21 protein-coding genes are annotated in these 21,878 nt (G+C 60.5%); 15 read left to right on the top strand and 6 right to left on the bottom strand.

Annotation, left to right across the window (positions count from 1 at the left end; translation table 11 throughout):
• Nucleotides 1-486 carry a 2-thiouracil desulfurase family protein gene (locus tag AC3IP0_RS27035; RefSeq protein ID WP_489326306.1) on the top strand — a complete coding sequence of 162 codons (486 nt, stop codon included), beginning with the start codon at nt 1-3 and terminating at the stop codon, nt 484-486.
• Nucleotides 487-627: 141 nt separating this feature from the next.
• On the opposite strand, the gene AC3IP0_RS27030 is transcribed toward AC3IP0_RS27035, so the two are convergent.
• Nucleotides 628-1,212 carry a transporter substrate-binding domain-containing protein gene (locus tag AC3IP0_RS27030; protein ID WP_489326304.1) on the bottom strand — a complete coding sequence of 195 codons (585 nt, stop codon included), beginning with the start codon at nt 1,210-1,212 and terminating at the stop codon, nt 628-630.
• Between the two features lie 135 nt (nt 1,213-1,347).
• On the opposite strand from AC3IP0_RS27030, the gene AC3IP0_RS27025 reads away from it, so the two are divergent.
• Complete coding sequence (locus tag AC3IP0_RS27025; RefSeq protein ID WP_489317596.1) at nt 1,348-1,770, top strand: DUF4399 domain-containing protein; 423 nt, start codon at nt 1,348-1,350, stop codon at nt 1,768-1,770.
• Nucleotides 1,771-1,831: 61 nt separating this feature from the next.
• Here AC3IP0_RS27025 and serA read toward each other — a convergent pair whose 3' ends face one another.
• Nucleotides 1,832-3,061, bottom strand: coding sequence for a phosphoglycerate dehydrogenase (gene serA, locus AC3IP0_RS27020; RefSeq protein WP_095945603.1), 1,230 nt, complete (start codon nt 3,059-3,061; stop codon nt 1,832-1,834).
• A gap of 204 nt (nt 3,062-3,265) precedes the next feature.
• On the opposite strand from serA, the gene AC3IP0_RS27015 reads away from it, so the two are divergent.
• From AC3IP0_RS27015 to AC3IP0_RS27000, 4 genes are all read left to right on the top strand, one after another.
• On the top strand, nt 3,266-4,660 hold the full coding sequence (locus AC3IP0_RS27015; RefSeq protein WP_489317595.1) for an FAD-binding oxidoreductase: 1,395 nt from the start codon (nt 3,266-3,268) through the stop codon (nt 4,658-4,660).
• Between the two features lie 38 nt (nt 4,661-4,698).
• Nucleotides 4,699-5,364, top strand: a complete 666-nt coding sequence (locus AC3IP0_RS27010) for a fumarylacetoacetate hydrolase family protein (RefSeq protein ID WP_046039147.1) — start codon at nt 4,699-4,701, stop codon at nt 5,362-5,364.
• A gap of 145 nt (nt 5,365-5,509) precedes the next feature.
• Nucleotides 5,510-6,436 carry an SdiA-regulated domain-containing protein gene (locus AC3IP0_RS27005; protein ID WP_489317594.1) on the top strand — a complete coding sequence of 309 codons (927 nt, stop codon included), beginning with the start codon at nt 5,510-5,512 and terminating at the stop codon, nt 6,434-6,436.
• 180 nt (nt 6,437-6,616) lie between these two features.
• Complete coding sequence (locus AC3IP0_RS27000; RefSeq protein WP_489317593.1) at nt 6,617-7,534, top strand: SdiA-regulated domain-containing protein; 918 nt, start codon at nt 6,617-6,619, stop codon at nt 7,532-7,534.
• Between the two features lie 146 nt (nt 7,535-7,680).
• On the opposite strand, the gene rpiA is transcribed toward AC3IP0_RS27000, so the two are convergent.
• Nucleotides 7,681-8,355, bottom strand: coding sequence for a ribose-5-phosphate isomerase RpiA (rpiA, locus tag AC3IP0_RS26995; RefSeq protein WP_046039153.1), 675 nt, complete (start codon nt 8,353-8,355; stop codon nt 7,681-7,683).
• A gap of 222 nt (nt 8,356-8,577) precedes the next feature.
• Between rpiA and ilvA the strand changes: the two genes are divergently transcribed.
• Together ilvA and AC3IP0_RS26985 are read left to right on the top strand one after the other, a co-directional pair.
• Nucleotides 8,578-10,092, top strand: coding sequence for a threonine ammonia-lyase, biosynthetic (gene ilvA, locus AC3IP0_RS26990; protein WP_008015353.1), 1,515 nt, complete (start codon nt 8,578-8,580; stop codon nt 10,090-10,092).
• A gap of 40 nt (nt 10,093-10,132) precedes the next feature.
• Nucleotides 10,133-10,558: a DUF2269 domain-containing protein gene (locus tag AC3IP0_RS26985; protein WP_489317592.1), complete on the top strand. Its 426-nt coding sequence runs from the start codon at nt 10,133-10,135 to the stop codon at nt 10,556-10,558.
• Between the two features lie 86 nt (nt 10,559-10,644).
• On the opposite strand, the gene AC3IP0_RS26980 is transcribed toward AC3IP0_RS26985, so the two are convergent.
• Nucleotides 10,645-11,301, bottom strand: a complete 657-nt coding sequence (locus AC3IP0_RS26980) for a histidinol-phosphatase (RefSeq protein ID WP_489317591.1) — start codon at nt 11,299-11,301, stop codon at nt 10,645-10,647.
• A gap of 143 nt (nt 11,302-11,444) precedes the next feature.
• On the opposite strand from AC3IP0_RS26980, the gene AC3IP0_RS26975 reads away from it, so the two are divergent.
• Together AC3IP0_RS26975 and ptsP are read left to right on the top strand one after the other, a co-directional pair.
• The gene (locus AC3IP0_RS26975) at nt 11,445-11,924 is read left to right on the top strand and encodes an RNA pyrophosphohydrolase (protein ID WP_003229203.1); all 480 of its coding nucleotides are present in this window, start codon (nt 11,445-11,447) and stop codon (nt 11,922-11,924) included.
• Between the two features lie 22 nt (nt 11,925-11,946).
• Entirely contained in the window at nt 11,947-14,226 is a 2,280-nt protein-coding gene (gene ptsP / locus AC3IP0_RS26970; RefSeq protein WP_489317590.1) for a phosphoenolpyruvate--protein phosphotransferase, read from the top strand.
• Nucleotides 14,227-14,357: 131 nt separating this feature from the next.
• Here the strand turns inward: ptsP and AC3IP0_RS26965 are convergent, their stop codons facing one another.
• Nucleotides 14,358-15,104 carry an NRDE family protein gene (locus tag AC3IP0_RS26965; protein ID WP_489326301.1) on the bottom strand — a complete coding sequence of 249 codons (747 nt, stop codon included), beginning with the start codon at nt 15,102-15,104 and terminating at the stop codon, nt 14,358-14,360.
• A 134-nt stretch (nt 15,105-15,238) separates the two neighbouring features.
• Between AC3IP0_RS26965 and AC3IP0_RS26960 the strand changes: the two genes are divergently transcribed.
• The 3 genes from AC3IP0_RS26960 (at nt 15,239) to AC3IP0_RS26950 (ending at nt 17,932) form a co-directional block, all read left to right on the top strand.
• Nucleotides 15,239-16,021: a sulfite exporter TauE/SafE family protein gene (locus AC3IP0_RS26960; RefSeq protein ID WP_489317588.1), complete on the top strand. Its 783-nt coding sequence runs from the start codon at nt 15,239-15,241 to the stop codon at nt 16,019-16,021.
• Nucleotides 16,022-16,104: 83 nt separating this feature from the next.
• Entirely contained in the window at nt 16,105-16,911 is an 807-nt protein-coding gene (gene lgt / locus AC3IP0_RS26955; protein ID WP_489317587.1) for a prolipoprotein diacylglyceryl transferase, read from the top strand.
• A gap of 49 nt (nt 16,912-16,960) precedes the next feature.
• The gene (locus AC3IP0_RS26950) at nt 16,961-17,932 is read left to right on the top strand and encodes a thymidylate synthase (RefSeq protein ID WP_489326299.1); all 972 of its coding nucleotides are present in this window, start codon (nt 16,961-16,963) and stop codon (nt 17,930-17,932) included.
• Between the two features lie 114 nt (nt 17,933-18,046).
• On the opposite strand, the gene cadR is transcribed toward AC3IP0_RS26950, so the two are convergent.
• Nucleotides 18,047-18,496 carry a Cd(II)/Pb(II)-responsive transcriptional regulator gene (gene cadR, locus AC3IP0_RS26945; protein ID WP_310056009.1) on the bottom strand — a complete coding sequence of 150 codons (450 nt, stop codon included), beginning with the start codon at nt 18,494-18,496 and terminating at the stop codon, nt 18,047-18,049.
• A 93-nt stretch (nt 18,497-18,589) separates the two neighbouring features.
• Between cadR and AC3IP0_RS26940 the strand changes: the two genes are divergently transcribed.
• Together AC3IP0_RS26940 and AC3IP0_RS26935 are read left to right on the top strand one after the other, a co-directional pair.
• A complete protein-coding gene (locus AC3IP0_RS26940; protein ID WP_489326296.1) occupies nt 18,590-20,851 on the top strand; it encodes a heavy metal translocating P-type ATPase in 2,262 nt (753 codons plus the stop codon).
• A gap of 16 nt (nt 20,852-20,867) precedes the next feature.
• On the top strand, nt 20,868-21,731 hold the full coding sequence (locus AC3IP0_RS26935) for a LysR family transcriptional regulator (protein WP_489326294.1): 864 nt from the start codon (nt 20,868-20,870) through the stop codon (nt 21,729-21,731).
• Nucleotides 21,732-21,878 lie beyond the last annotated feature (147 nt).

The raw sequence follows: 21,878 nt of genomic DNA, 5'->3' as shown, positions 1-21,878 counted from the left end.
ATGCAGAAAATTCTCGTCAGCCGCTGCCTGTTGGGCCACCGCGTCCGTTACGACGGCGGGGCCAGCGGGCCGTTCGATCAGCTTCAGCAGTGGCTTGATGAGGGGCGGGTCGTGCCGTTGTGCCCGGAGGTGGCAGGTGGATTGCCAACACCTCGGGCGGCGGCGGAAATTCCAGGCGGGCAGGGCACGCAAGTCCTCGACGGCCAGGCGTTGGTGATCACTACCGAGGGCGAGGACGTCAGTGCGCAGTTTCTGTCGGGGGCGTATCAGGCACTGGAGCTGGTACAAAAGCACGGCATCCGCATCGCCGTCCTCAAGGCCAACAGCCCGTCCTGCGGCAATCTGCTGACCTATGACGGGACGTTCAGCGGTGTGAAGATCAGTGGCGAGGGCGTGACGGCAGCGCTACTCAAACGCCATGGGGTGCAGGTGTTCAGTGAGCTGGAGTTGCCGCAAGCGGCGCAGGCATTGGCAATGCTGAACTGACAACCGACACAAAACCAAATGTGGGAGCGGGCTTGCTCGCGAAGGGGGAATGTCAGTCGAAAGAGATGCTGACTGACACACCGCCTTCGCGAGCAAGCCCGCTCCCACAGGTTTTGCATTCACTTGGGCTCCAAAGTGGGCTCAAGGCTTCGGCACCACACCCGCATCCGCCCCCAACCACTTCTGCTCCAGCGCTTGCAGTCGCCCGTCATCCTTGATCCGCTGCAACGCGTTCTCCAGGCTGGCATGGAACGCCGGATTACCCTTCTGAAACGGAATCGCCAGGCTCACGACCGGGTTGGTTTTGGGCTTCTCTTCTGTCAGCGACTGCACCAGCAGAATGGAGCGCGGCTCTTCTTTCTGCGCGATCAGTTGCGCGTTGGTTTGAATGTAGGATTCGCTGAAGTCGAAACGATCCCGGAGATCCGGGGTCGCTGCTATGTGGTTGATGGCGATGTCGTATTTGCCGCTTTCGACGCCGGTCAGCAGATCGCTGCCGTCGGTGACGACAAAGTCGGCCCGGACATCGAGTTCACTTGCCAGCAGTTGGCCCAGCTCGACTTCGAAGCCGGTGAGCTTGTCGTCATCCTTGAAATTGAACGGGGGGGTGTTGGCTTCAACGGCAATGCGCAATTCGCCCCGGTCGTTGACGTCATCAATCAGTTCGGCATGAGCCAAAGGGCTCAGAAGGGGTAGCAGGCAGATCAGGCCAGGCAGAAAGCGCATGGTCACTCCTTTGAATTTATTATCGCGACCCTCTGATTCAGGCTCGCTTTGCTATGGTTGTCGAGTGCCTTCGACAACGAATGGCCATGAAGTTGTCATGGTCACGCGAATTTTACGGAAAAACTGGAGAAGAGAATGAAAACCTTTATGTCACGTGCTGCTTTGGCTGGCCTGTTGATGGGTGTTTCGGTGCTGGCCAGTGCAACGCCGGCTCCGAAAGGCGCCGAAGTGTCCATCGTGTCTCCCAAGGATGGCGCGACGGTTCCACAGACCGTCGTGGTCAAGTTCGCGGTCGAGAACGTTGCCTTGGCACCGGCGGGCAATACCACCAAGAACACCGGTCATCACCACTTGCTGATCGACGTCGACGAACTGCCAGCCGCCGGGTCGCCGATCCCCAAGGATGCCAACCACATGCATTTCGGCAACGCGCAGACCCAGGCTGAAGTAACGCTCACGCCGGGCGAGCACACCTTGCAGTTGGAACTGGGCGATAGCAACCACATGCCGTTCGATCCGCCGATCGTTTCCGAGAAGATCACCGTCAACGTCAAGTGACGTTGTTGCGTGAATGAAAAAGGGAGCCCGAAGGCTCCCTTTTTTGTCGCTCAGGTCGTGATCAGAACAACACACGGCTACGGATGGTGCCGTTGACGTGTTGCAGCTTCTCTTGCGCCAGGTCCGAGTACTCGGCGTCGACGTCGATTACCACGTAGCCGACTTTCTCGTTGGTCTGCAGGAACTGACCGGAGATGTTGATGCCGTTTTCGGCGAAGACCTTGTTGATCTCGCTGAGCACGCCCGGGATGTTTTCGTGGATGTGCAGCAGGCGGTGCTTGCCAGGGTGAGCCGGCAGGGCCACTTCCGGGAAGTTCACGGACGATACCGAAGTACCGTTGTCGCTGTACTTGACCAGTTTTTCCGCCACTTCCAGACCGATGTTGGCCTGGGCTTCAGCGGTGGAGCCACCGATGTGCGGGGTCAGGATCACGTTGTCCAGGCCACGCAGCGGGCTTTCGAACTCTTCGTCGTTGGAGCGTGGCTCCACCGGGAATACGTCGATGGCCGCGCCGATCAGGTGTTTGTCCTTGATCGCGTCCGCCAGGTGGTCCAGTTCGACCACGGTGCCGCGGGCGGCGTTGATCAGGATGCCGCCTTTCTTGATGGCGCGGATTTCCTTCTCGCCCATCATCCACTGGGTGGCGGCGGTTTCCGGTACGTGCAGCGAAACGATGTCGGACATCGCCAGCAGTTCGTGCAGGTTGCCTACCTGAGTGGCGTTACCCAATGGCAGCTTGGTGATGGTGTCGTAGAAGTACACCTGCATGCCCAGGCCTTCCGCCAGGACCGACAGTTGAGTACCGATCGAGCCGTAGCCGACGATGCCCAGCTTCTTGCCGCGGATCTCGAAGGAGTTGGCAGCGCTCTTGATCCAGCCGCCACGGTGGCAGGAAGCGTTCTTCTCAGGGATGCCGCGCAGCAGCAGGATCGCTTCGGCCAGCACCAGCTCCGCTACGGAACGGGTGTTGGAGTACGGTGCGTTGAACACGGCGATACCGCGCTCGCGAGCAGCGTCCAGGTCGACCTGGTTGGTGCCGATGCAGAAACAGCCGACAGCGACCAGCTTCTTCGCGTGATCGAAGATCTCTTCGGTCAGTTGAGTGCGGGAGCGAATGCCGATGAAGTGAGCATCAGCGATCTTTTCCTTGAGCTGGGCTTCCGGCAGAGAACCAGTGAGGTACTCGATGCTGGTGTAGCCCGCCGCCTTGAGGACGTCGACAGCCGATTGGTGGACGCCTTCGAGAAGAAGGAACTTGATCTTGCTCTTATCGAGAGAAGTCTTGCTCATCTGCGTAAACCTGTATCCCGGAGAAAAATGGCAGGAAATGGTCAACAGATGCTGACCCGGACGGCAACTAAACCGTCACCGCAGAACAGCCCTTGGGCACTATCCTGCGGGGTCGTTATGCTAGCATATGCACCCCGCTAAACACTCATTCCTGCGACGTGAAGCGTTCTCAGGATGACCATGAATTGTTCGAGAGTTCTGTCGATGACCAATCCTGCCCTGATTGAAGAGCTGAAGACCCTGGTTGAGCCTGGCAAGGTGCTGACCGATGCCGACTCCCTGAATGCTTACGGAAAGGATTGGACCAAGCATTTCGCCCCGGCCCCGACCGCCATCGTGTTCCCCAAGACCACCGAGCAGGTCCAGGCCATTGTCCTGTGGGCCAACAAATACAAGGTGGCGCTGGTGCCTTCCGGCGGTCGAACCGGTCTTTCCGCAGCAGCGGTCGCGGCCAATGGTGAAGTCGTGGTGTCCTTCGACTACATGAACCAGGTCCTCGACGTGAACCTCACTGACCGCACGGCCGTTTGCCAGCCGGGCGTGGTCACCGAGCACCTGCAGAACGTGGCCGAAGAAAACGGCCTGTACTACCCGGTGGACTTCGCTTCGGCAGGTTCGAGCCAGATTGGCGGCAATATCGGCACCAATGCCGGCGGGATCAAGGTGATTCGCTACGGCATGACCCGCAACTGGGTCGCTGGCATGAAAGTGGTCACCGGCAAGGGCGACGTGCTGGAACTGAACCGCGACCTGATCAAGAACGCCACCGGCTATGACATGCGTCAGCTGTTCATCGGCGCCGAAGGCACTTTGGGGTTCGTGGTCGAAGCGACCATGCGCCTGGACCGCGCACCGAAAAACCTCACCGCGATGGTTCTCGGCACCGCCGATTTCGACTCGATCATGCCGGTGCTGCACGCCTTCCAGAGCAAGCTTGACCTGACCGCCTTCGAATTTTTCTCCGACAAAGCCCTGGCCAAAGTCATGGCCCGTGGCGATGTGCCGGCGCCGTTCGAATCCGATTGCCCGTTCTACGCGCTGCTGGAATTCGAAGCGACCACCGAAGAAGTGGCCAATCACGCCCTGGAAACTTTCGAGCACTGCGTCGAGCAGGGCTGGGTGCTGGACGGCGTGATGAGCCAGAGCGAAACCCAGCTGCAGAACCTGTGGAAGCTGCGCGAATACATCTCCGAAACCATTTCCCACTGGACGCCGTACAAGAACGACATTTCGGTCACCGTATCGAAAGTCCCGGCATTCCTGAAGGAAATCGACGCGATCGTCGGTGAACACTACCCGGATTTCGAAATCGTCTGGTTCGGCCACATCGGCGACGGCAACCTGCACTTGAACATCCTCAAGCCGGATAACCTGAGCAAGGATGAGTTCTTCGCCAAGTGCGCCACCGTCAACAAGTGGGTGTTCGAAACCGTCGAGAAGTACAACGGTTCGATCTCCGCCGAGCATGGCGTGGGCATGACCAAGCGTGATTACCTGACCTACAGCCGTTCACCGGTCGAGATCGAGTACATGAAAGCGGTCAAGGCGGTGTTCGACCCGAACGGCATCATGAACCCGGGCAAGATTTTCGCTGTTTGATTTTCGAACTTTAAGAGCCAACGAAGCAGGAGTCGGTAATGAGCTATCAGCACCAGTATGTCGACGGTACGCGCATTCACTTCCCGCTGGGGAAAGTGGTGTGCATCGGCCGTAACTACGCCGAACACGCCAAGGAACTGGATAACCCGGTGCCGACCGAACCACTGCTGTTCATCAAGCCGGGCAGTTGCGTGGTGCCGCTGGAAGGCGGTTTCAGCATTCCGACCGAGCGCGGTTCGGTGCATTACGAAGCGGAAATCGCGGTCTTGATCGGCAAGCCGTTGTCGACCAAACCGAGCCGTGAAGAAGTGCTCGACGCCATTTCCGGTTTCGCCCCGGCCCTGGACCTGACCCTGCGTGACAAGCAGGCCGAGCTGAAATCCAAGGGTTTGCCCTGGGAAATCGCCAAGTCCTTCGACGGCGCGGCAGTGCTTGCTCCGTTCGTGTCCGGCAGCTCGTTTGCCGACCTGACCGACATCGGCATTCGCCTGACCATCAACGGTGAAGTGCGCCAGGACGGCAACAGCAGCGCAATGCTCAACCCGATCGTGCCGATGATCCAGCACATGGCCGGCTGCTTCTCGTTGCAGGCCGGGGACGTGATCCTCACCGGCACACCAGTGGGCGTCGGTCCGCTGAATGTCGGTGACGAGATCGTTCTGGAATTGCCGGGCGCCAGCAGTTTCACCAGCAGCGTTCGCTGATCTACCCCTGCCCGCTGTAGGAGCTGGCTTGCCAGAGAAGAGGCCGCAACATTCAACATCCATGTTGTCTGTTACACCGCTTTCGCTGGCAAGCCAGCTCCTACAGCTATTACCCCTAGCCTGAATTTCTGGAACGCATTCCCCGATGGCCACTCCTCCGCTTTCAACGCTTGAACCTGTCCGCCGTTCGCGCTTCGCCCTGCGTTGGCACACCTGGCTGCTGCTGGTGGTTGTTGTCGCCTATGGTGTTGCATTTGCCATGCACTGGGATTCTCGGGGCATGCTCTGGGTGAAAGAGCAATTCAAGAGCCCGGCCGAGCGCGAGGCGAGCATCTGGCTTCCGGACTATCGGGCGGTGATCGATGCCAAGCCGTTGCCGGGCATGGAGAAGGATGAAGCATCGGACGTGGCCTACGACCCTCAGACCAAGACCCTGTTTTCGGTCATGGGCAAGAACCCGTTCCTGGTCGAATTGAACTTGCAGGGCGATGTGCTGCGCAAAATGCCGTTGGTCGGCTGGAGCAACCCTGAGGGCATCACCGTGCTGGGCGACGGCCGGCTGGCCATTGTCGATGAGCGCGAGCATCTGATCGCTATCGTCAAGGTCGATGCCGATACCCGCGAATTGAATATGGCCGACTTCCCGAAATACGACCTCGGGCCTTCCAAAGACCAGAACAAGGCGTTCGAGGGTGTCACCTGGGACCCGAGCAATCAGCAACTGCTGCTGGGCGAAGAGCGCCCGCCGGCATTGTTTGCCTGGAAAGGTGACGGCAAGGTGCTGACCGGCGACAAGCTGAAGCTGGCCAGCCATGCGCTGGACATGCGCAACCTGTCTGCCCTGGCCGTCGATCCACGGACCGGCCACATGCTGGTGCTGTCCGCCGACTCGCACCTGTTGCTGGAACTGGACAAGAAGGGTGAGCAGGTCAGTTTCATCACCCTGCTGCGTGGCTTCAACGGCCTGAAAAATACCATTCCCCGTGCCGAAGGCGTAACCATGGATGAAGCGGGCACGCTGTACATGGTGAGTGAGCCGAACCTGTTTTATCGCTTCGAAAAACAGAGGTAGTGCCTCTGTGTAGGAGCTGCCGAAGGCTGCGATCTCTTGACTGATAGCTAAAGATCAAAAGATCGCAGCCTGCGGCAGCTCCTACGCTGATTGCGTATGCGTAAAAGGCTCACGGCCATTAAGCTTCAGTTCAGACGGGCGTGATATTTCATCCGCCTGTTTTGACCCGAGCCCACCCGAATGCGTCGATTTGCCCGCCCCAAATCCCTGATTCTGATCCTGTCGGTGGTCTTGCTGATCGCGTTGATAGCGATCGCCCAGTACATGCGTCTGTTCGAGCGCACCTGGTTCAATCTGCATACGCTGTGGCAGCCGGTGAGTTCCCGGTCCATGGGGCTGGACCAATATCAGGTCGTGACCGAAGCGCAGGTGATCGATGGCCTGGCCGACGACGTTTCAGCGCTGACCTACGACCCGGTGCGCAAAAGCCTGTTCACCGTCACCAATAAACGAAGCGAGCTGATCGAGTTGTCCCTCGACGGCAGGATCCTGCGTCGTGTGGCACTGGTCGGTTTCGGCGATCCGGAGGCGGTGGAGTTCATCAGCGAGGACATCTACGTGGTCACTGATGAAAGCCAACAGCGGCTGATCAAGATTCGTCTGGAGCAGGACACCACCTTCGTCGATGCAGCAGACGCCGAGCAGATGACCATTGGCGTTCACATGGGCGGCAACAAGGGCTTCGAAGGCCTGGCATACGATTCTGTGGGCAAGCGCCTGTTCGTCGCCAAGGAGCGCAACCCGATGCTGATCTACGAGGTGCACGGTTTTCCGCGCTTCAATCCTGAAGAATCCTACTCGGTGCACGTGATCAACGACCCCAAGCGTGATGCCGGGATGTTCGTGCGGGATCTGTCGAGCCTGCAATACGACGAGCGCAGCGGGCATTTGCTGGCGCTGTCGGATGAGTCGCGATTGATTCTGGAGCTGGATGTGGACGGGCGTCCGCTGAGCACAATGTCATTGAGCAAGGGGCGCCATGGCCTGCAAAAAACCGTGCCGCAAGCGGAGGGGATCGCCGTGGACGACGACGGTGCGCTGTACCTGGTGAGTGAGCCGAACCTGTTCTACGTGTTCAAGAAACCCACGCAACTTTAACCAACACCACAAAACACTGTGGGAGCGAGCTTGCTCGCGATAGCGGTCTGTCATTCAACATCTCAGTCGACTGACACGGCCTCATCGCGAGCAAGCTCGCTCCCACAGGTTTTTTCATCTGCCCACAAAAATGTGGGCGGTCTTGGTTACTCGGCGCGCAGTGTCTTCACGCCTTCGCTCGTACCCAGCAACAACAGATCCGCCGGACGTGCCGCGAACAAACCGTTGGTGACCACGCCGACGATCGCATTGATCTGCGTTTCCAGTTCCACCGGATTGGTGATCTGCATGTTGAACACGTCGAGGATGATGTTGCCGTTGTCGGTCAGCACGCCTTCGCGGTAAACCGGGTCGCCGCCGAGCTTCACCAGCTCGCGGGCCACATGGCTGCGGGCCATCGGGATCACTTCCACCGGCAGCGGGAAAGTACCGAGGACCGGCACCAGTTTGCTGGCATCGGCGATGCAGATGAAGGTCTTGGCCACGGCCGCGACAATCTTCTCGCGGGTCAGGGCCGCGCCGCCGCCCTTGATCAGGTTCAGGTGCTCGTCGCTTTCATCGGCGCCGTCGACATAGAACTCCAGGTCGCTGACGGTGTTCAGTTCGTACACCGGAATCCCGTGGCCCTTGAGGCGCGCGGCGGTGGCTTCGGAACTGGCGACGGCGCCGTCGAATGCGCCCTTGTGCTTGGCCAGGGCGTCGATGAAGCAGTTGGCGGTGGAGCCGGTGCCGACCCCGACGATGCTCTTGTCGTCGAGTTTCGGAAGGATGAAGTCGACGGCGGCCTGAGCCACTGCCTGTTTGAGTTGATCCTGATTCATGCGGGCTCCGGGGTGCCGAGGAGGGGACGAAAGGCCGGCATTATAGGCTTCGGGGCGGGGAAGGTCATTGCCCGATTGGCAGGTCAAAAGATCGCGCCTGTAGGAGCTGCCGAAGGCTGCGATCTTTTCGCTGGCTTAAAACCACCTGTTTAGTGTGGTCGCCCGCCCAAAATGCGGGTTAGACTCCTTGGTCCTGCCCAACCCGCTCAGTGATGCTTTCCGATGCTTGAACAGTACGTCAAAAAGATCCTCACCTCGCGCGTTTATGACGTTGCCGTAGAAACCCCGCTGCAGACTGCCCGCCAGCTCTCCGAGCGGCTGGGCAACAGCATTTGGCTCAAGCGCGAAGACTTGCAGCCGGTGTTCTCGTTCAAGATTCGTGGCGCCTATAACAAGTTGACCCAGTTGAGCGACGAAGAACGCGCTCGCGGTGTGGTCACCGCGTCGGCGGGCAACCATGCTCAGGGCCTGGCCCTGGCGGCGAAGGTGTTGGGCGTGAAAGCGACCATCGTCATGCCCAAGACCACCCCGGAGATCAAGGTCGAAGGCGTGCGCTCACGTGGTGGCAAAGTGGTGCTGCACGGCGATTCGTTCCCGGAAGCCTTGGCTTACTCGCTGAAACTGGTCGACGAAAAAGGCTACGTCTACATTCACCCGTATGACGATCCCCACACCATTGCGGGGCAGGGCACCGTGGCGATGGAGATTCTGCGCCAGCACCCGCAGCCACTGGATGCGATTTTCGTCCCGGTGGGCGGCGGCGGCCTGATCGCCGGCATCGCGGCTTACGTGAAGTACCTGCGCCCGGACATCAAGATCATCGGTGTCGAGCCGGATGATTCCAATTGTCTGCAAGCCGCCATGGCGGCCGGCGAGCGCGTGGTACTGCCGACCGTGGGCCTCTTCGCCGACGGCGTTGCGGTGGCCCAGATCGGTCAGCACACCTTCGATATCTGCAAAGACCATGTCGATGAAGTGATCACCGTGAGCACCGACGAAATCTGTGCCGCCATCAAGGATATCTACGACGATACCCGCTCGATCACCGAACCTGCCGGCGCCTTGGGCGTGGCCGGGATCAAGAAGTATGTCGAGCAGCGCGGCGTCAGCGGCCAGACCTTCGTGGCCATCGACTCCGGGGCCAACGTCAACTTCGACCGCCTGCGCCACGTCGCCGAGCGTGCGGAGCTGGGCGAGGGCCGCGAAGCGATCATCGCCGTGACCATTCCCGAGAAACCGGGCAGCTTCAAGGCGTTCTGCGAGGCCATCGGCAAGCGCCAGATCACCGAATTCAACTACCGCTACAACACCGGCAGCGAAGCGCACATCTTTGTCGGTGTGCAGACCCACCCGGAAAACGACCCGCGCAGCGCGCTGATCGCCAGCCTGAGCGAGCAGGGTTTCCCGGTGCTGGACCTGACCGACAACGAACTGGCCAAGCTGCACATCCGCCACATGGTGGGCGGGCGGGCGGCGCATGTGGTCGATGAAGTGATCCTGCGTTTCGAATTCCCGGAACGTCCGGGGGCGCTGTTCAACTTCCTCAACAAGCTCGGCGGGCGCTGGAACATCTCGATGTTCCACTACCGCAACCATGGCGCGGCGGATGGCCGTGTCGTCGCGGGCCTGCAAGTGCCCCACGACGAGCGCCACCTGGTGCCGGCGGCGCTGGAGGAAATCGGTTACCCGTACTGGGACGAAAGCGACAACCCGGCCTATCAGCTGTTTCTTGGCTGAACGGCTACGCTGACGGGCAAGGCAATAAGGAAATCTGACAATGGAAACGTTAACTGCCCTGAAAGCGGCGCACATGGTGGCAACGGTTGTACTGCTGGCTTGTGCGCTGGGGCTGGGAGTCTGGGTATTGCTTGCGCGGCGCAAGGGTGATGCGACGGCGGGTAGTAGAACCTTGCAGCGGCCAAGGGTGTTCGTCTGGCTGCTGATGGGCCTGGCGCTGCTGAGCATGCCGTTCACCGGCTGGTGGATGGTGCACCTGGTGGGCTGGCCGCTGGGGCAGACCTGGTTGCTGGCCTCCAGCGTGCTGTACACCGTGGCGGCACTGGCGTGGTTCTGGCTGCTGGTGCGGCTCAACAAACTGCGCAAGACGCCGGGTGGGGTGGGGAAATTCACCTTTGCCTTGGCGTTGTTCAGTTTTGTCTGTCTTGTGGCGATTGCCGGGTTGATGGGGGCCAAGCCTGTTTGACCCAAAAAGATCGCAGCCTTCGGCAGCTCCTACAGGGTATTGCGCACACCTGTAGGAGCTGCCGAAGGCTGCGATCTTTTGTTTTATCAATCGCGCAACGAAATCACCGGCCAACCCCGCTTCTCGGCCTCGGCCCGCAAGTTCGGATCAGGATCAACCGCTACCGCATGAGTCACCTGCTCCAGCAACGGAAAATCATTCATCGAGTCGCTATAGAAATAGCTGTCTTCCAGCGTAAACCCGGTTTCTTCCAGCCAGCGATTCAAGCGAGTCACCTTGCCCTCGCGGAAGCACGGCACGTCGGTGCTGCGTCCGGTGTAGCGGCCGTCGAGCATTTCGCATTCGGTGGCGATCAGGGTTTCGACGCCCAGGCGCTCGGCAATCGGCCCGGTGACGAAGCGGTTGGTGGCGGTGATGATGACCAGTTTGTCGCCGGCCGCGCGGTGCCTGGCCAGCAACTCGATGGCCTTGGGCAGCAGGATCGGTTCGATGCAGTCGCGCATGTAATCGTTGTGCCACTGATCCAGCGTGGCCATTTCGGTGCGGCCAAGCACTTCCAGGCAGAAGTTCAGATAAGCAGCGTTATCCAGTTTGCCGGCCAGGTAGTCCTGGTAGAACTCATCGTTGCGAGCCTTGTAGGCGACGGCGTCGAGAAAGCCGCGCTCGCACAGGTAATCGCCCCAAGCGTGATCGCTGTCACCGCCCAGAAGGGTGTTGTCCAAATCGAATAAAGCCAGGCGCATTACAGTTACCCGCTGAAAAGTCAGTAAAAAGGCGATAAGAATACGGTCTTTTCACAAGAGTGCACATAAGGTAGGAACCTTCGTTGCCGCCTTCACAACCTTTGTGGAACAATGCGGCGACATGCGTTTGCGAGGTTGTTGCCGTGATCGACCCCGATGGTTTTCGCCCCAATGTCGGGATCATTCTGACGAATGACGCCGGCCAGGTGCTATGGGCTCGCCGAATCAATCAAGATGCCTGGCAGTTTCCGCAGGGGGGAATCAACCCCGAAGAGACGCCGGAAGACGCCTTGTACCGCGAGCTGAACGAAGAAGTGGGCCTTGAGCGCGAAGATGTTGAAATTCTCGCCTGCACCCGGGGCTGGTTGCGCTATCGTTTGCCGCAACGTCTGGTACGTACCCACAGCCAACCGCTGTGCATCGGCCAGAAACAGAAATGGTTTCTCCTGCGCCTGATCTCCAACGAGCAGCGGGTGCGGATGGATTTGACCGGTAAACCGGAATTCGATGGCTGGCGCTGGGTCAGCTATTGGTATCCGTTGGGCCAGGTGGTGACATTCAAGCGCGAGGTGTATCGACGCGCTCTCAAAGAGCTTGCCCCGCGCCTTTTAGCGCGCGACTGACGACGGAGTTCGACCCCGAGCCATGCTCAATACGCTGCGCAAGATCGTCCAGGAAGTTAACTCCGCCAAGGATCTCAAGGCGGCGTTGGGGATTATTGTGTTGCGCGTCAAAGAGGCCATGGGCAGCCAGGTCTGCTCGGTCTACCTGCTTGATCCGGAGACCAACCGGTTCGTGCTGATGGCCACCGAGGGCTTGAACAAGCGCTCGATCGGCAAGGTCAGCATGGCCCCCAACGAAGGTCTGGTGGGTCTGGTCGGCACGCGTGAAGAACCCCTGAACCTCGAAAACGCCGCGGACCACCCGCGCTACCGCTACTTCGCCGAAACCGGTGAAGAACGCTTCGCCTCGTTCCTCGGGGCGCCGATCATCCACCACCGTCGCGTCGTCGGCGTGTTGGTCATCCAGCAAAAAGAGCGTCGCCAGTTCGATGAAGGGGAAGAAGCCTTCCTCGTGACCATGAGCGCGCAGCTCGCCGGTGTTATCGCCCATGCCGAGGCCACCGGTTCGATCCGTGGCCTCGGTCGTCAGGGCAAAGGCATCCAGGAAGCCAAGTTCATCGGCGTGCCGGGTTCGCCGGGTGCCGCGGTCGGTACGGCGGTGGTCATGCTGCCGCCGGCCGATCTGGACGTGGTGCCGGACAAGGCCATCGCTGATATCGACGCCGAACTCGGGCTGTTCAAGACCGCCATCGAGGGCGTACGCGCCGACATGCGCACCTTGTCCGCCAAGCTCGCCACACAGTTGCGCCCCGAAGAACGGGCCTTGTTCGACGTCTACCTGATGATGCTCGACGATGCCGCGCTGGGCAGCGAAGTCACCACCGTGATCAAGACCGGCCAGTGGGCCCAGGGCGCGTTGCGCCAGGTGGTCACCGATCACGTCAACCGCTTCGAATTGATGGACGACGCCTACCTGCGTGAGCGTGCCTCCGACGTCAAGGATCTCGGCCGTCGCTTGCTGGCTTACTTGCAGGAAGAGCGCCAGCAAACCCTGGTCTACCCCGACAACACCATTCTGGTCAGCGAAGAACTGACGCCGGCGATGCTCGGCGAGGTTCCGGAAGGCAAGCTGGTCGGCCTGGTGTCGGTACTCGGCTCCGGTAACTCCCACGTCGCCATCCTGGCGCGCGCCATGGGCATCCCGACGGTGATGGGCCTGGTCGACCTGCCGTACTCCAAGGTCGACGGCATCCAGATGATCGTCGACGGCTACCACGGCGAGGTCTACACCAACCCGAGTGAAGTGCTGCGCAAGCAGTTCGCCGAGGTGGTCGAGGAAGAGAAACAACTGGCCCTCGGGCTGGATGCGCTGCGCGATCTGCCGTGCGTGACGGTCGATGGCCACCGCATGCCGCTGTGGGTCAACACCGGCCTGCTGGCGGATGTGGCGCGTGCGCAGAAGCGTGGTGCCGAAGGCGTCGGCCTGTACCGCACCGAAGTGCCGTTCATGATCAACCAGCGCTTCCCGAGCGAAAAGGAACAACTGGCGATCTACCGCGAGCAGTTGGCCGCGTTCCACCCGCAACCGGTGACCATGCGAACCCTGGACATCGGCGGCGACAAATCGCTGTCGTACTTCCCGATCAAGGAAGACAACCCCTTCCTCGGCTGGCGCGGCATTCGCGTCACCCTTGATCACCCGGAAATTTTCCTGGTGCAGACCCGCGCCATGCTCAAGGCCAGTGAAGGCTTGAACAACCTGCGCATCCTGCTGCCGATGATTTCCGGCATCCACGAGCTGGAGGAAGCCCTGCACCTGATCCATCGTGCATGGGGCGAAGTGCGTGACGAGGGCTGCGACGTACCGATGCCGCCGATTGGCGTGATGATCGAGATTCCGGCGGCGGTGTACCAGACCAAGGAACTGGCGCGGCAAGTGGACTTCCTGTCGGTCGGCTCCAACGACCTGACCCAGTACCTGCTGGCCGTGGACCGCAACAACCCGCGGGTGGCCGACCTCTACGATTACCTGCACCCGGCGGTGCTTCAGGCGCTGCAGAACGTGGTGCGTGATGCCCACGCCGAAGGCAAGCCAGTGAGTATCTGCGGCGAAATGGCCGGTGATCCGGCGGCGGCCGTGCTGTTGATGGCAATGGGTTTCGACAGTTTGTCGATGAACGCCACCAACTTGCCGAAAGTGAAGTGGATGCTGCGCCAGATCAACCTGAGCAAGGCCAAGGAATTGCTGGCTGAGCTGATGACCATCGACAACCCGCAAGTGATTCACAGCTCGTTGCAGCTGGCGCTGAAGAACCTCGGGTTGGCGCGGATGATCAATCCAGCAGCAATCAAGCCCCTCTAAGACGCTGACGGCCCCATCGCGAGCAAGCTCGCTCCCACAGGGTTTTGTGTTGTTCACAAAGCAGTGAAACTACACAAGCCCACTGTGGGAGCGAGCTTGCTCGCGATGGGGCCAGTCCAGACAACACACAACTACAACCTGATCTCCACTTCCCCAAGATGCCCGCCATACGGCCCGAAACTCCTCTCGACCATATGCAGCGCCCCATCCGCCTGCACAATCAACGCCGTACTCGCCCGGGTTCCATAACTCTGGCTGGCAATGAACACGCTCGACAGCAATGTTTCGGTAGCCAACCCGACACCGGTATCCGGCAACTCGGCAAACGGCGCGGTCTGCACATCGCTCAATAACGCCAACAGCGCCTGAGGCTGCGGATCATCCAGCACCTCGCTCAATGCAGCCTTGGCCTTGAGCAACTTCGGCCACGGCGTATCCAGCCCGGCGTTCGACACGCCGTAGACTCCAGGTTGCAGCATCACGGCTTCCGTCTCCCGGGCATTGAAGTGCCAGAGCTCGTTCCTGTTGCCGACCAGTAGATTGAACCCGCCATATTCAGGCGAACGTCGGACAACGTCGGCCAAATAGTCATCAATCGAGCAATCGCCCTCGAGGAACCGTGCTACCAGTTCCCCTCGAGACTTGCGCCCCGGCGGTCGATGGGGATCGCGGATGTTGGTCAGCGCCGCAAATCGTCCGTTGGCGCCGACACCGAGCCAGGTGCCACCGGCCTCGAGGTCGCGCCCCGCATGCACATGCGGCGCTTCGGGCCATGGCGCCAGCGGCAGGCTGGGGCGGGCGTAGAATTCATCGCGGTTGGCCGCCACGACCAGCGGCTGGGCATGACCCGGTCGCCAGGCAAAAACAATCAGGCACATCAGGCTGTCCTTGTGTGTTTTTTGCTCACTCTACGCAGACATCGCTCATCGATCCATCGCCTTGCGCAGTGGAGCTTGAGGCCATGCATCCGTTACCATGCCGCTCCGGTTTTGGGGATGCGGGCGGGACGACCATGGAATTTCTGCTCTATCTGGCGCTCGGCGCCTGTGCAGGTGTACTCGCCGGGCTGTTTGGCGTGGGCGGGGGGATCATCATCGTCCCGGTGCTGGTGTTCAGCTTCAAGGCCCAAGGGTTCGATCCGTCGATCCTCACGCACCTGGCAGTGGGTACCTCCCTGGCGACGATCATCTTTACCTCGGTCAACGCGGTACGTGAGCATCACCGCCGTGGCGCCGTGCGCTGGCCGATCTTCATGTGGATGACCGTCGGCATTCTGGTCGGTGCCGGGTTCGGCGCGCTGACGGCGGAAGCGATTTCCGGCCCCAACCTGCAGAAGCTCATTGGTGTATTCGCCCTGGTGATCGCCGCTCAGCTGGCGCTGGAGGTCAAACCCAAGGCCAGCCGAACCGTGCCGGGCAAACTCGGTCTGACTGTGGCCGGCAGCGTGATTGGCTGGGCTTCGGCGATTTTCGGCATTGGCGGCGGTTCGTTGACCGTGCCATTCCTGACCTGGCGCAGTGTGCCGATGCAGCAAGCCGTGGCCACTTCATCGGCCTGCGGTCTGCCGATTGCCCTGGCCAGTGCATTAAGTTTCATGATTCTGGGCTGGCACGATCCGTTGCTCCCGGCCCATAGTCTCGGTTTCATTTATTTGCCGGCGTTGCTGGGCATTGCCCTGACCAGCATGGTGTTCGCCCGCTTGGGCGCGCGACTGGCCCACAGGTTGTCGCCGAAGTTGCTGAAACGGCTGTTTGCCGCTTTGCTGTTCTGCGTCGGCCTGAACTTCCTGCTCTGACGGGCAGCGCAATCCTGGCTTAATCCTGAGGTGGCAGCGTCGCCCGGGAATTTTTAAGATTTGAACTCTAACGAGGAGTCGCAATGCTGCCTTACCCGCAGATCGACCCGGTGGCCCTGGCCATCGGTCCGCTGAAAATCCACTGGTACGGTCTGATGTACCTGATCGGCATCGGCGGCGCCTGGCTGCTGGCGTCCCGCCGCTTGAACCGCTTCGACCCGACCTGGAGCAAGGAGAAGCTCTCCGACATGGTGTTCTGGATGTCGATGGGGGTGATCGTCGGCGGACGTCTGGGTTATGTGTTGTTTTACGATCTGAGCGCTTACCTGGCCAACCCGACGCTGATTTTCGAAGTGTGGAAGGGCGGCATGTCGTTCCACGGCGGTTTCATCGGCGTGATGCTGGCGGCGTTGTGGTTCGGCAAGAAGAACAACAAGTCGTTCTTCCAGCTGATGGATTTCGTTGCGCCGATGGTGCCGATTGGCCTGGGTGCCGGGCGTATCGGCAATTTCATCAACGCCGAGCTGTGGGGCAAGGCGACTGACGTGCCTTGGGCGATGATCTTCCCGACCGATCCGGCGCAACTGGCGCGTCACCCGTCGCAGCTGTACCAGTTCGCGCTGGAAGGCGTGGCACTGTTCGCCATCCTCTGGCTGTTTTCGCGCAAACCACGGCCGACCATGGCGGTATCGGGGATGTTCGCGCTGTTCTATGGCATCTTCCGTTTCATCGTCGAGTTCGTCCGCGTACCGGACGCCCAGCTGGGCTATCTGGCCTGGAACTGGCTGACCATGGGCCAGGTGCTGTGCGTGCCGATGATAGTCGGCGGTCTGTTCCTGATCTGGCTGGCGTATCACCGCGCCCCGGCGACTCCAGCGGCCGCCGTATAAAATTCGAACCCCGCAGCGATGGTTGCGGGTTCAAGGACACAGGTAATTCATGAAGCAATATCTCGAACTGGTCGCCCACGTCATCAAGAACGGCACCAAACAGGCCAACCGTACCGGCGTGAACACCATCAGCTTTCCCGGTGCGATGCTGCGTTATGACCTGCAGGAAGGTTTCCCGGCGATCACCACGCGCAAGATGGCGTTCAAATCGGCCGTCGGCGAAATGTGCGGATTCCTGCGTGGCGTGAACAACGCTGCCGAATTCCGCGCATTGGGCTGCAAGGTCTGGGACCAGAACGCCAACGAAAACGCCCAGTGGCTGGCCAACCCGTTCCGTCAGGGCGAAGACGACCTCGGCGAAATCTACGGTGTGCAATGGCGCAAATGGCCGGCGTACAAGCAGATCCCGGTCAGCAACCCGGCTGCCATCGAGCAGACCCTGAAACAAGGCTATCGCCAGATCGCCGAAGGCGAGGAGGGCGGCCAGGCCTACGTGGTGCTGTACAAGGCGATCGACCAGGTTCGCCAGTGCGTCGACACCATCATCAAGGATCCGGGCAGCCGCCGCATCCTGTTCCACGGCTGGAACTGCGCCCAGCTCGATGAAATGGCCCTGCCGCCGTGCCACTTGCTGTATCAGTTCCACCCGAATGTCGAGACCAAAGAGATCTCTCTGACCCTCTACATCCGCTCCAACGATCTGGGCCTGGGCACGCCGTTCAACCTCACCGAAGGTGCTGCGCTGCTGAGCCTGATCGGTCGTCTGACGGGCTACACGCCGCGCTGGTTCACCTATTTCATCGGTGATGCCCACGTCTACGAAAACCACCTGGACATGCTCAACGAACAGCTCAAGCGCGAGCCGTTCCCGATGCCGAAACTGGTGATTTCCGACCGTGTGCCGGAGTTTGCCAAAACGGGTGTTTATCAGCCGGAATGGCTGGAGCTGGTGGAGCCGGGCGATTTCTCGCTGGAAGGCTATGAACACCACGCGCCGATGACCGCGCCGATGGCGGTCTGAAGCCGTACCGCAATCCAAATGTAGGAGCTGCCGAAGGCTGCGATCTTTTGATTTTGAAAAGCAAGATCAAAAGATCGCAGCCTTCGGCAGCTCCTACAGGGTTTTGCGGTGTTCTTAGTGGCCGTGACTTCGGCCCACATGGGAATGCTCAACCTCTGTCGCCACAACCCCGCCGCTCACTTCCAGCCGCTGCAAAATCCCGCATTGATCGATACCCGGCCCCTCGCTGCAGCGTTGGCGCAGGTCGAGCAGTTGTGTCTGCAAGGCCAGCAAGCCGTCGATCCGTGCCTTCACGTGGTGGATGTGCTCGTCGATCAGTGCGTTGACGCTTTCGCACTGGTCCTGCGGACTGTCGCGAAACGCCAGTAGGCTGCGGATTTCTTCGAGCGTCATGTCGAGGGTGCGACAGTTGCGGATGAAGGTCAGGCGCTCGGCGTGGGCCTGGGTATAGACGCGATAATTGCCGTCACTGCGGGCCGGTTCAGGCAGCAGGTTCTCGCGCTCGTAGTAGCGGATCGTTTCCACGGCGCAGTCCGTGAGTTTCGCCAACTCTCCAATTTTCATGACGCCAATCTCCAAAACTCCAGAATGGGTGCTTGACCCTATAGTGGCTACAGGGTCTTTACTTGGCAACAGGCACTCTTATGGACGAAACCAATGAGCGATTCACTGCATTCCCACAAACCCGGGGCCGAACACGAGCACAGCCACAAGCTCAAACCCGTGCAAAAACATGGCCACGGCGGTCATGGCGACGCCTGTTGCTCATCTAAAGCGGCAGCGCCTGCGCTGGTAAAACTGAGCGAATCGCCAACGATTGGTGCTCGGCTGAGTCGTTTCCGCATCGAGGCAATGGACTGCCCGACCGAGCAGGCACTTATCCAGAACAAGCTAAGCAAACTGACCAGCGTGCACCAGCTGGAGTTCAATCTGATTAATCGGGTGCTCGGCGTGACCCACGATTTTCCCGGAGTCGAGCCGATCGTCGAGGCCATCAAGTCCTTGGGCATGCAGGCCGAGCCGCTGGACCAGGGTGCTGAAACCCCGACGCCGGCGCCCCGGAAAAAGTCGTGGTGGCCCTTGGCGCTGTCCGGTGTTGGTGCATTGCTGGCAGAAGTTATCCACTTCACCGGTTTCGCGCCGAACTGGGTAGTGGCGGTTATCGCACTGGTCTCGATCCTCAGTGGTGGCCTTGGCACTTACAAAAAAGGCTGGATCGCCCTTAAAAACCGCAACCTGAACATCAACGCCCTGATGAGTATTGCCGTGACGGGCGCGGTGCTGATCGGCCAGTGGCCGGAAGCGGCAATGGTGATGTTCCTGTTCACCGTGGCCGAGTTGATCGAAGCCAAATCCCTAGACCGCGCGCGCAATGCCATCGGCGGCCTGATGCAGATGACCCCGGACACGGCAACGGTGTTGCAGGCTGACGGGAGCTGGCTTGAGCAGGATGTCAAAACCATTGGGCTCGGCGCGCGGGTACGGGTCCGTCCCGGTGAGCGTATCGGCCTGGACGGTGAAGTGCTGTCCGGTCGCTCGACCATCGACCAGGCGCCAATCACGGGTGAGAGCTTGCCGGTGGAAAAAGCCGTCGGCGACAAAGTTTTCGCCGGGACCATCAATCAGGCCGGGTCCCTGGAGTACGCGGTGACCGCTGCGGCGGATAACTCGACCCTGGCCCGCATCATCCACGCCGTCGAGCAGGCTCAGGGCGCGCGGGCGCCGACCCAGCGTTTCGTCGACAGCTTTTCGAAAATCTACACGCCGGCGGTGTTCGTCCTGGCCCTGGCCGTGGCGGTGATCCCGCCATTGTTCATGGGCGAGTTGTGGTTCGACTGGATCTACCGGGCGTTGGTGCTGCTGGTGGTGGCCTGCCCGTGTGCGCTGGTGATCTCCACACCGGTGACCATCGTCAGCGGCCTCGCGGCGGCGGCGCGCAAAGGCATCCTGGTCAAGGGCGGCGTCTATCTGGAGGGCGGTTACAAGCTCGACTACCTGGCCCTGGACAAGACCGGCACCATCACCCACGGCAAACCGGTGCAGACCGATTACCTGTCGCTGGACCCGACCGCCGACGAGTCGGCGCCCGCGATTGCCGCCGCGCTGGCCGGGCGCTCGGATCACCCGGTTTCCCTCGCCATCGCCAAGGCGGTTGTGGATAACCAGACCGCGACGCTGATTGTGGATAACTTCGAAGCGCTGGGCGGGCGCGGGGTGCGCGGCGAGATCAACGGCCAGCTCTACCATTTGGGCAACCATCGACTGGTAGAGGATCTGGGCCTGTGTTCGCCGGCGCTGGAAGAAAAGCTGTTTGCCCTGGAAAAACAGGGCAAGTCGGTGGTGCTGCTGCTTGATTCGTCCGGCCCGTTGGCGCTGTTTGCCGTGGCGGACACGGTAAAGGAATCGAGCCGCGAGGCTATCCGGCAGTTGCATGATCTGGGCATCAAGACCCTGATGCTCACCGGCGATAACGTCCACACCGCGCAGGCCATTGCCGTGCAAGTCGGCATCGACGAGGCCAGGGGCGACTTGTTGCCCGGTGACAAATTGCAATCGATCGAGGCTCTTTATGCCCAGGGGCATCGGGTCGGCATGGTCGGCGATGGCATCAACGACGCCCCGGCGCTGGCGCGTTCCGAAATCGGCTTCGCGATGGCGGCCGCGGGCACCGATACCGCTATCGAAACCGCCGATGTTGCCCTGATGGACGACGATCTGCGCAAAATACCGGCATTCATTCGCCTGTCTCGGCAGACTTCGAGCATCCTCAAACAGAACATCGCCCTGGCTTTGGTCATCAAGGCGATCTTTCTTGGGGTAACCTTCGCCGGGGTCGCTACCATGTGGATGGCGGTGTTCGCCGACATGGGCGTGAGTTTGCTGGTGGTTTTCAACGGTTTGCGCCTGCTGCGCAAGTAAAGGATGAGGGAAGGTTGTGCTGAGTGCGGAGCTGAAGGCGTTTTACATGGTGGCCCGCCTGGGCAGCATTACCCAGGCTGCCAAAAAGCTTGGCCTGAGCCAGCCGACGGTGACGACCCAGATCCGCAACCTCGAAAGTCAGTATTCGGTCGAACTGTTCTACCGCGGCGGCCGTCGTCTCAGCGTCAGCGAAGAGGGCGCGCGGCTGCTACCGATGGTCAAGGTGCTGATGCAACAGGAAGCCGACATCGAGTTTTTCCTGCGTAACTGCGGTCAGGTCCAGGGCACGTTGCGCATAGCCGCCACGGCGCCGTATTACATCCTTGATCTGGTGAAAACGTTCCGCGAGCGCCTGCCGCAGGTTGAGGTTTCGGTGGAAATCGGCAACTCCCAGCAAGTGCTCGAAGCGCTGGAGGATTACCGGGTCGATGTTGCGGCGTCGTCACAGTTGCTCGATGACGCGCGACTGGTTCGGCGGGTGCTCGGCAGCGATCCGCTGGTGCTGGCGGTGCATCGCAATCATCCGCTGGCGGTTCACGATCACGTGCCGCTCGGCGCCTTGGCCGGGCACACCCTGCTGATGCGCGAACCGGGCTCGACCACCCGTCGTTTGACCGAGGAGTTGCTGGCCAGCGCCGGCGTGTGCTTTGGCCCGCTGCTGGAGATCGGCAGCCGCGAATCGATCCGTGAAGCAGTGCTGCGCAACATCGGGATCAGCATCATTGCCCGCCAGGAAGTGCCCCATGATCCGCAGCTGCGGGTGCTGACTATCGAGAATGCGCCGCAGATTCCCGAGTACCTGTACTGCCTCAAGGAGCGTAAAAGCGCGCGACTGCCGGCGGCGTTTCTGGGGTTGGCGCAGGAAATGGCTCCGGCCTGAATTCTGTGGTGTCTGTACCGGCCTCATCGCGAGCAAGCTCGCTCCCACAGTGGGTTTGAGGTGAAACACAAATTGTGTGAACACCCAAAATCCCTGTGGGAGCGAGCTTGCTCGCGATGAGGCCAGTTCAGGCAACACAAAACTTGA

The sequence above is a fragment of the Pseudomonas sp. GL_103 genome (assembly GCF_057835175.1).
The sequence above is the reverse complement of the archived record's forward strand: the minus strand, read 5'-3'. Positions and strand labels throughout refer to the sequence as shown.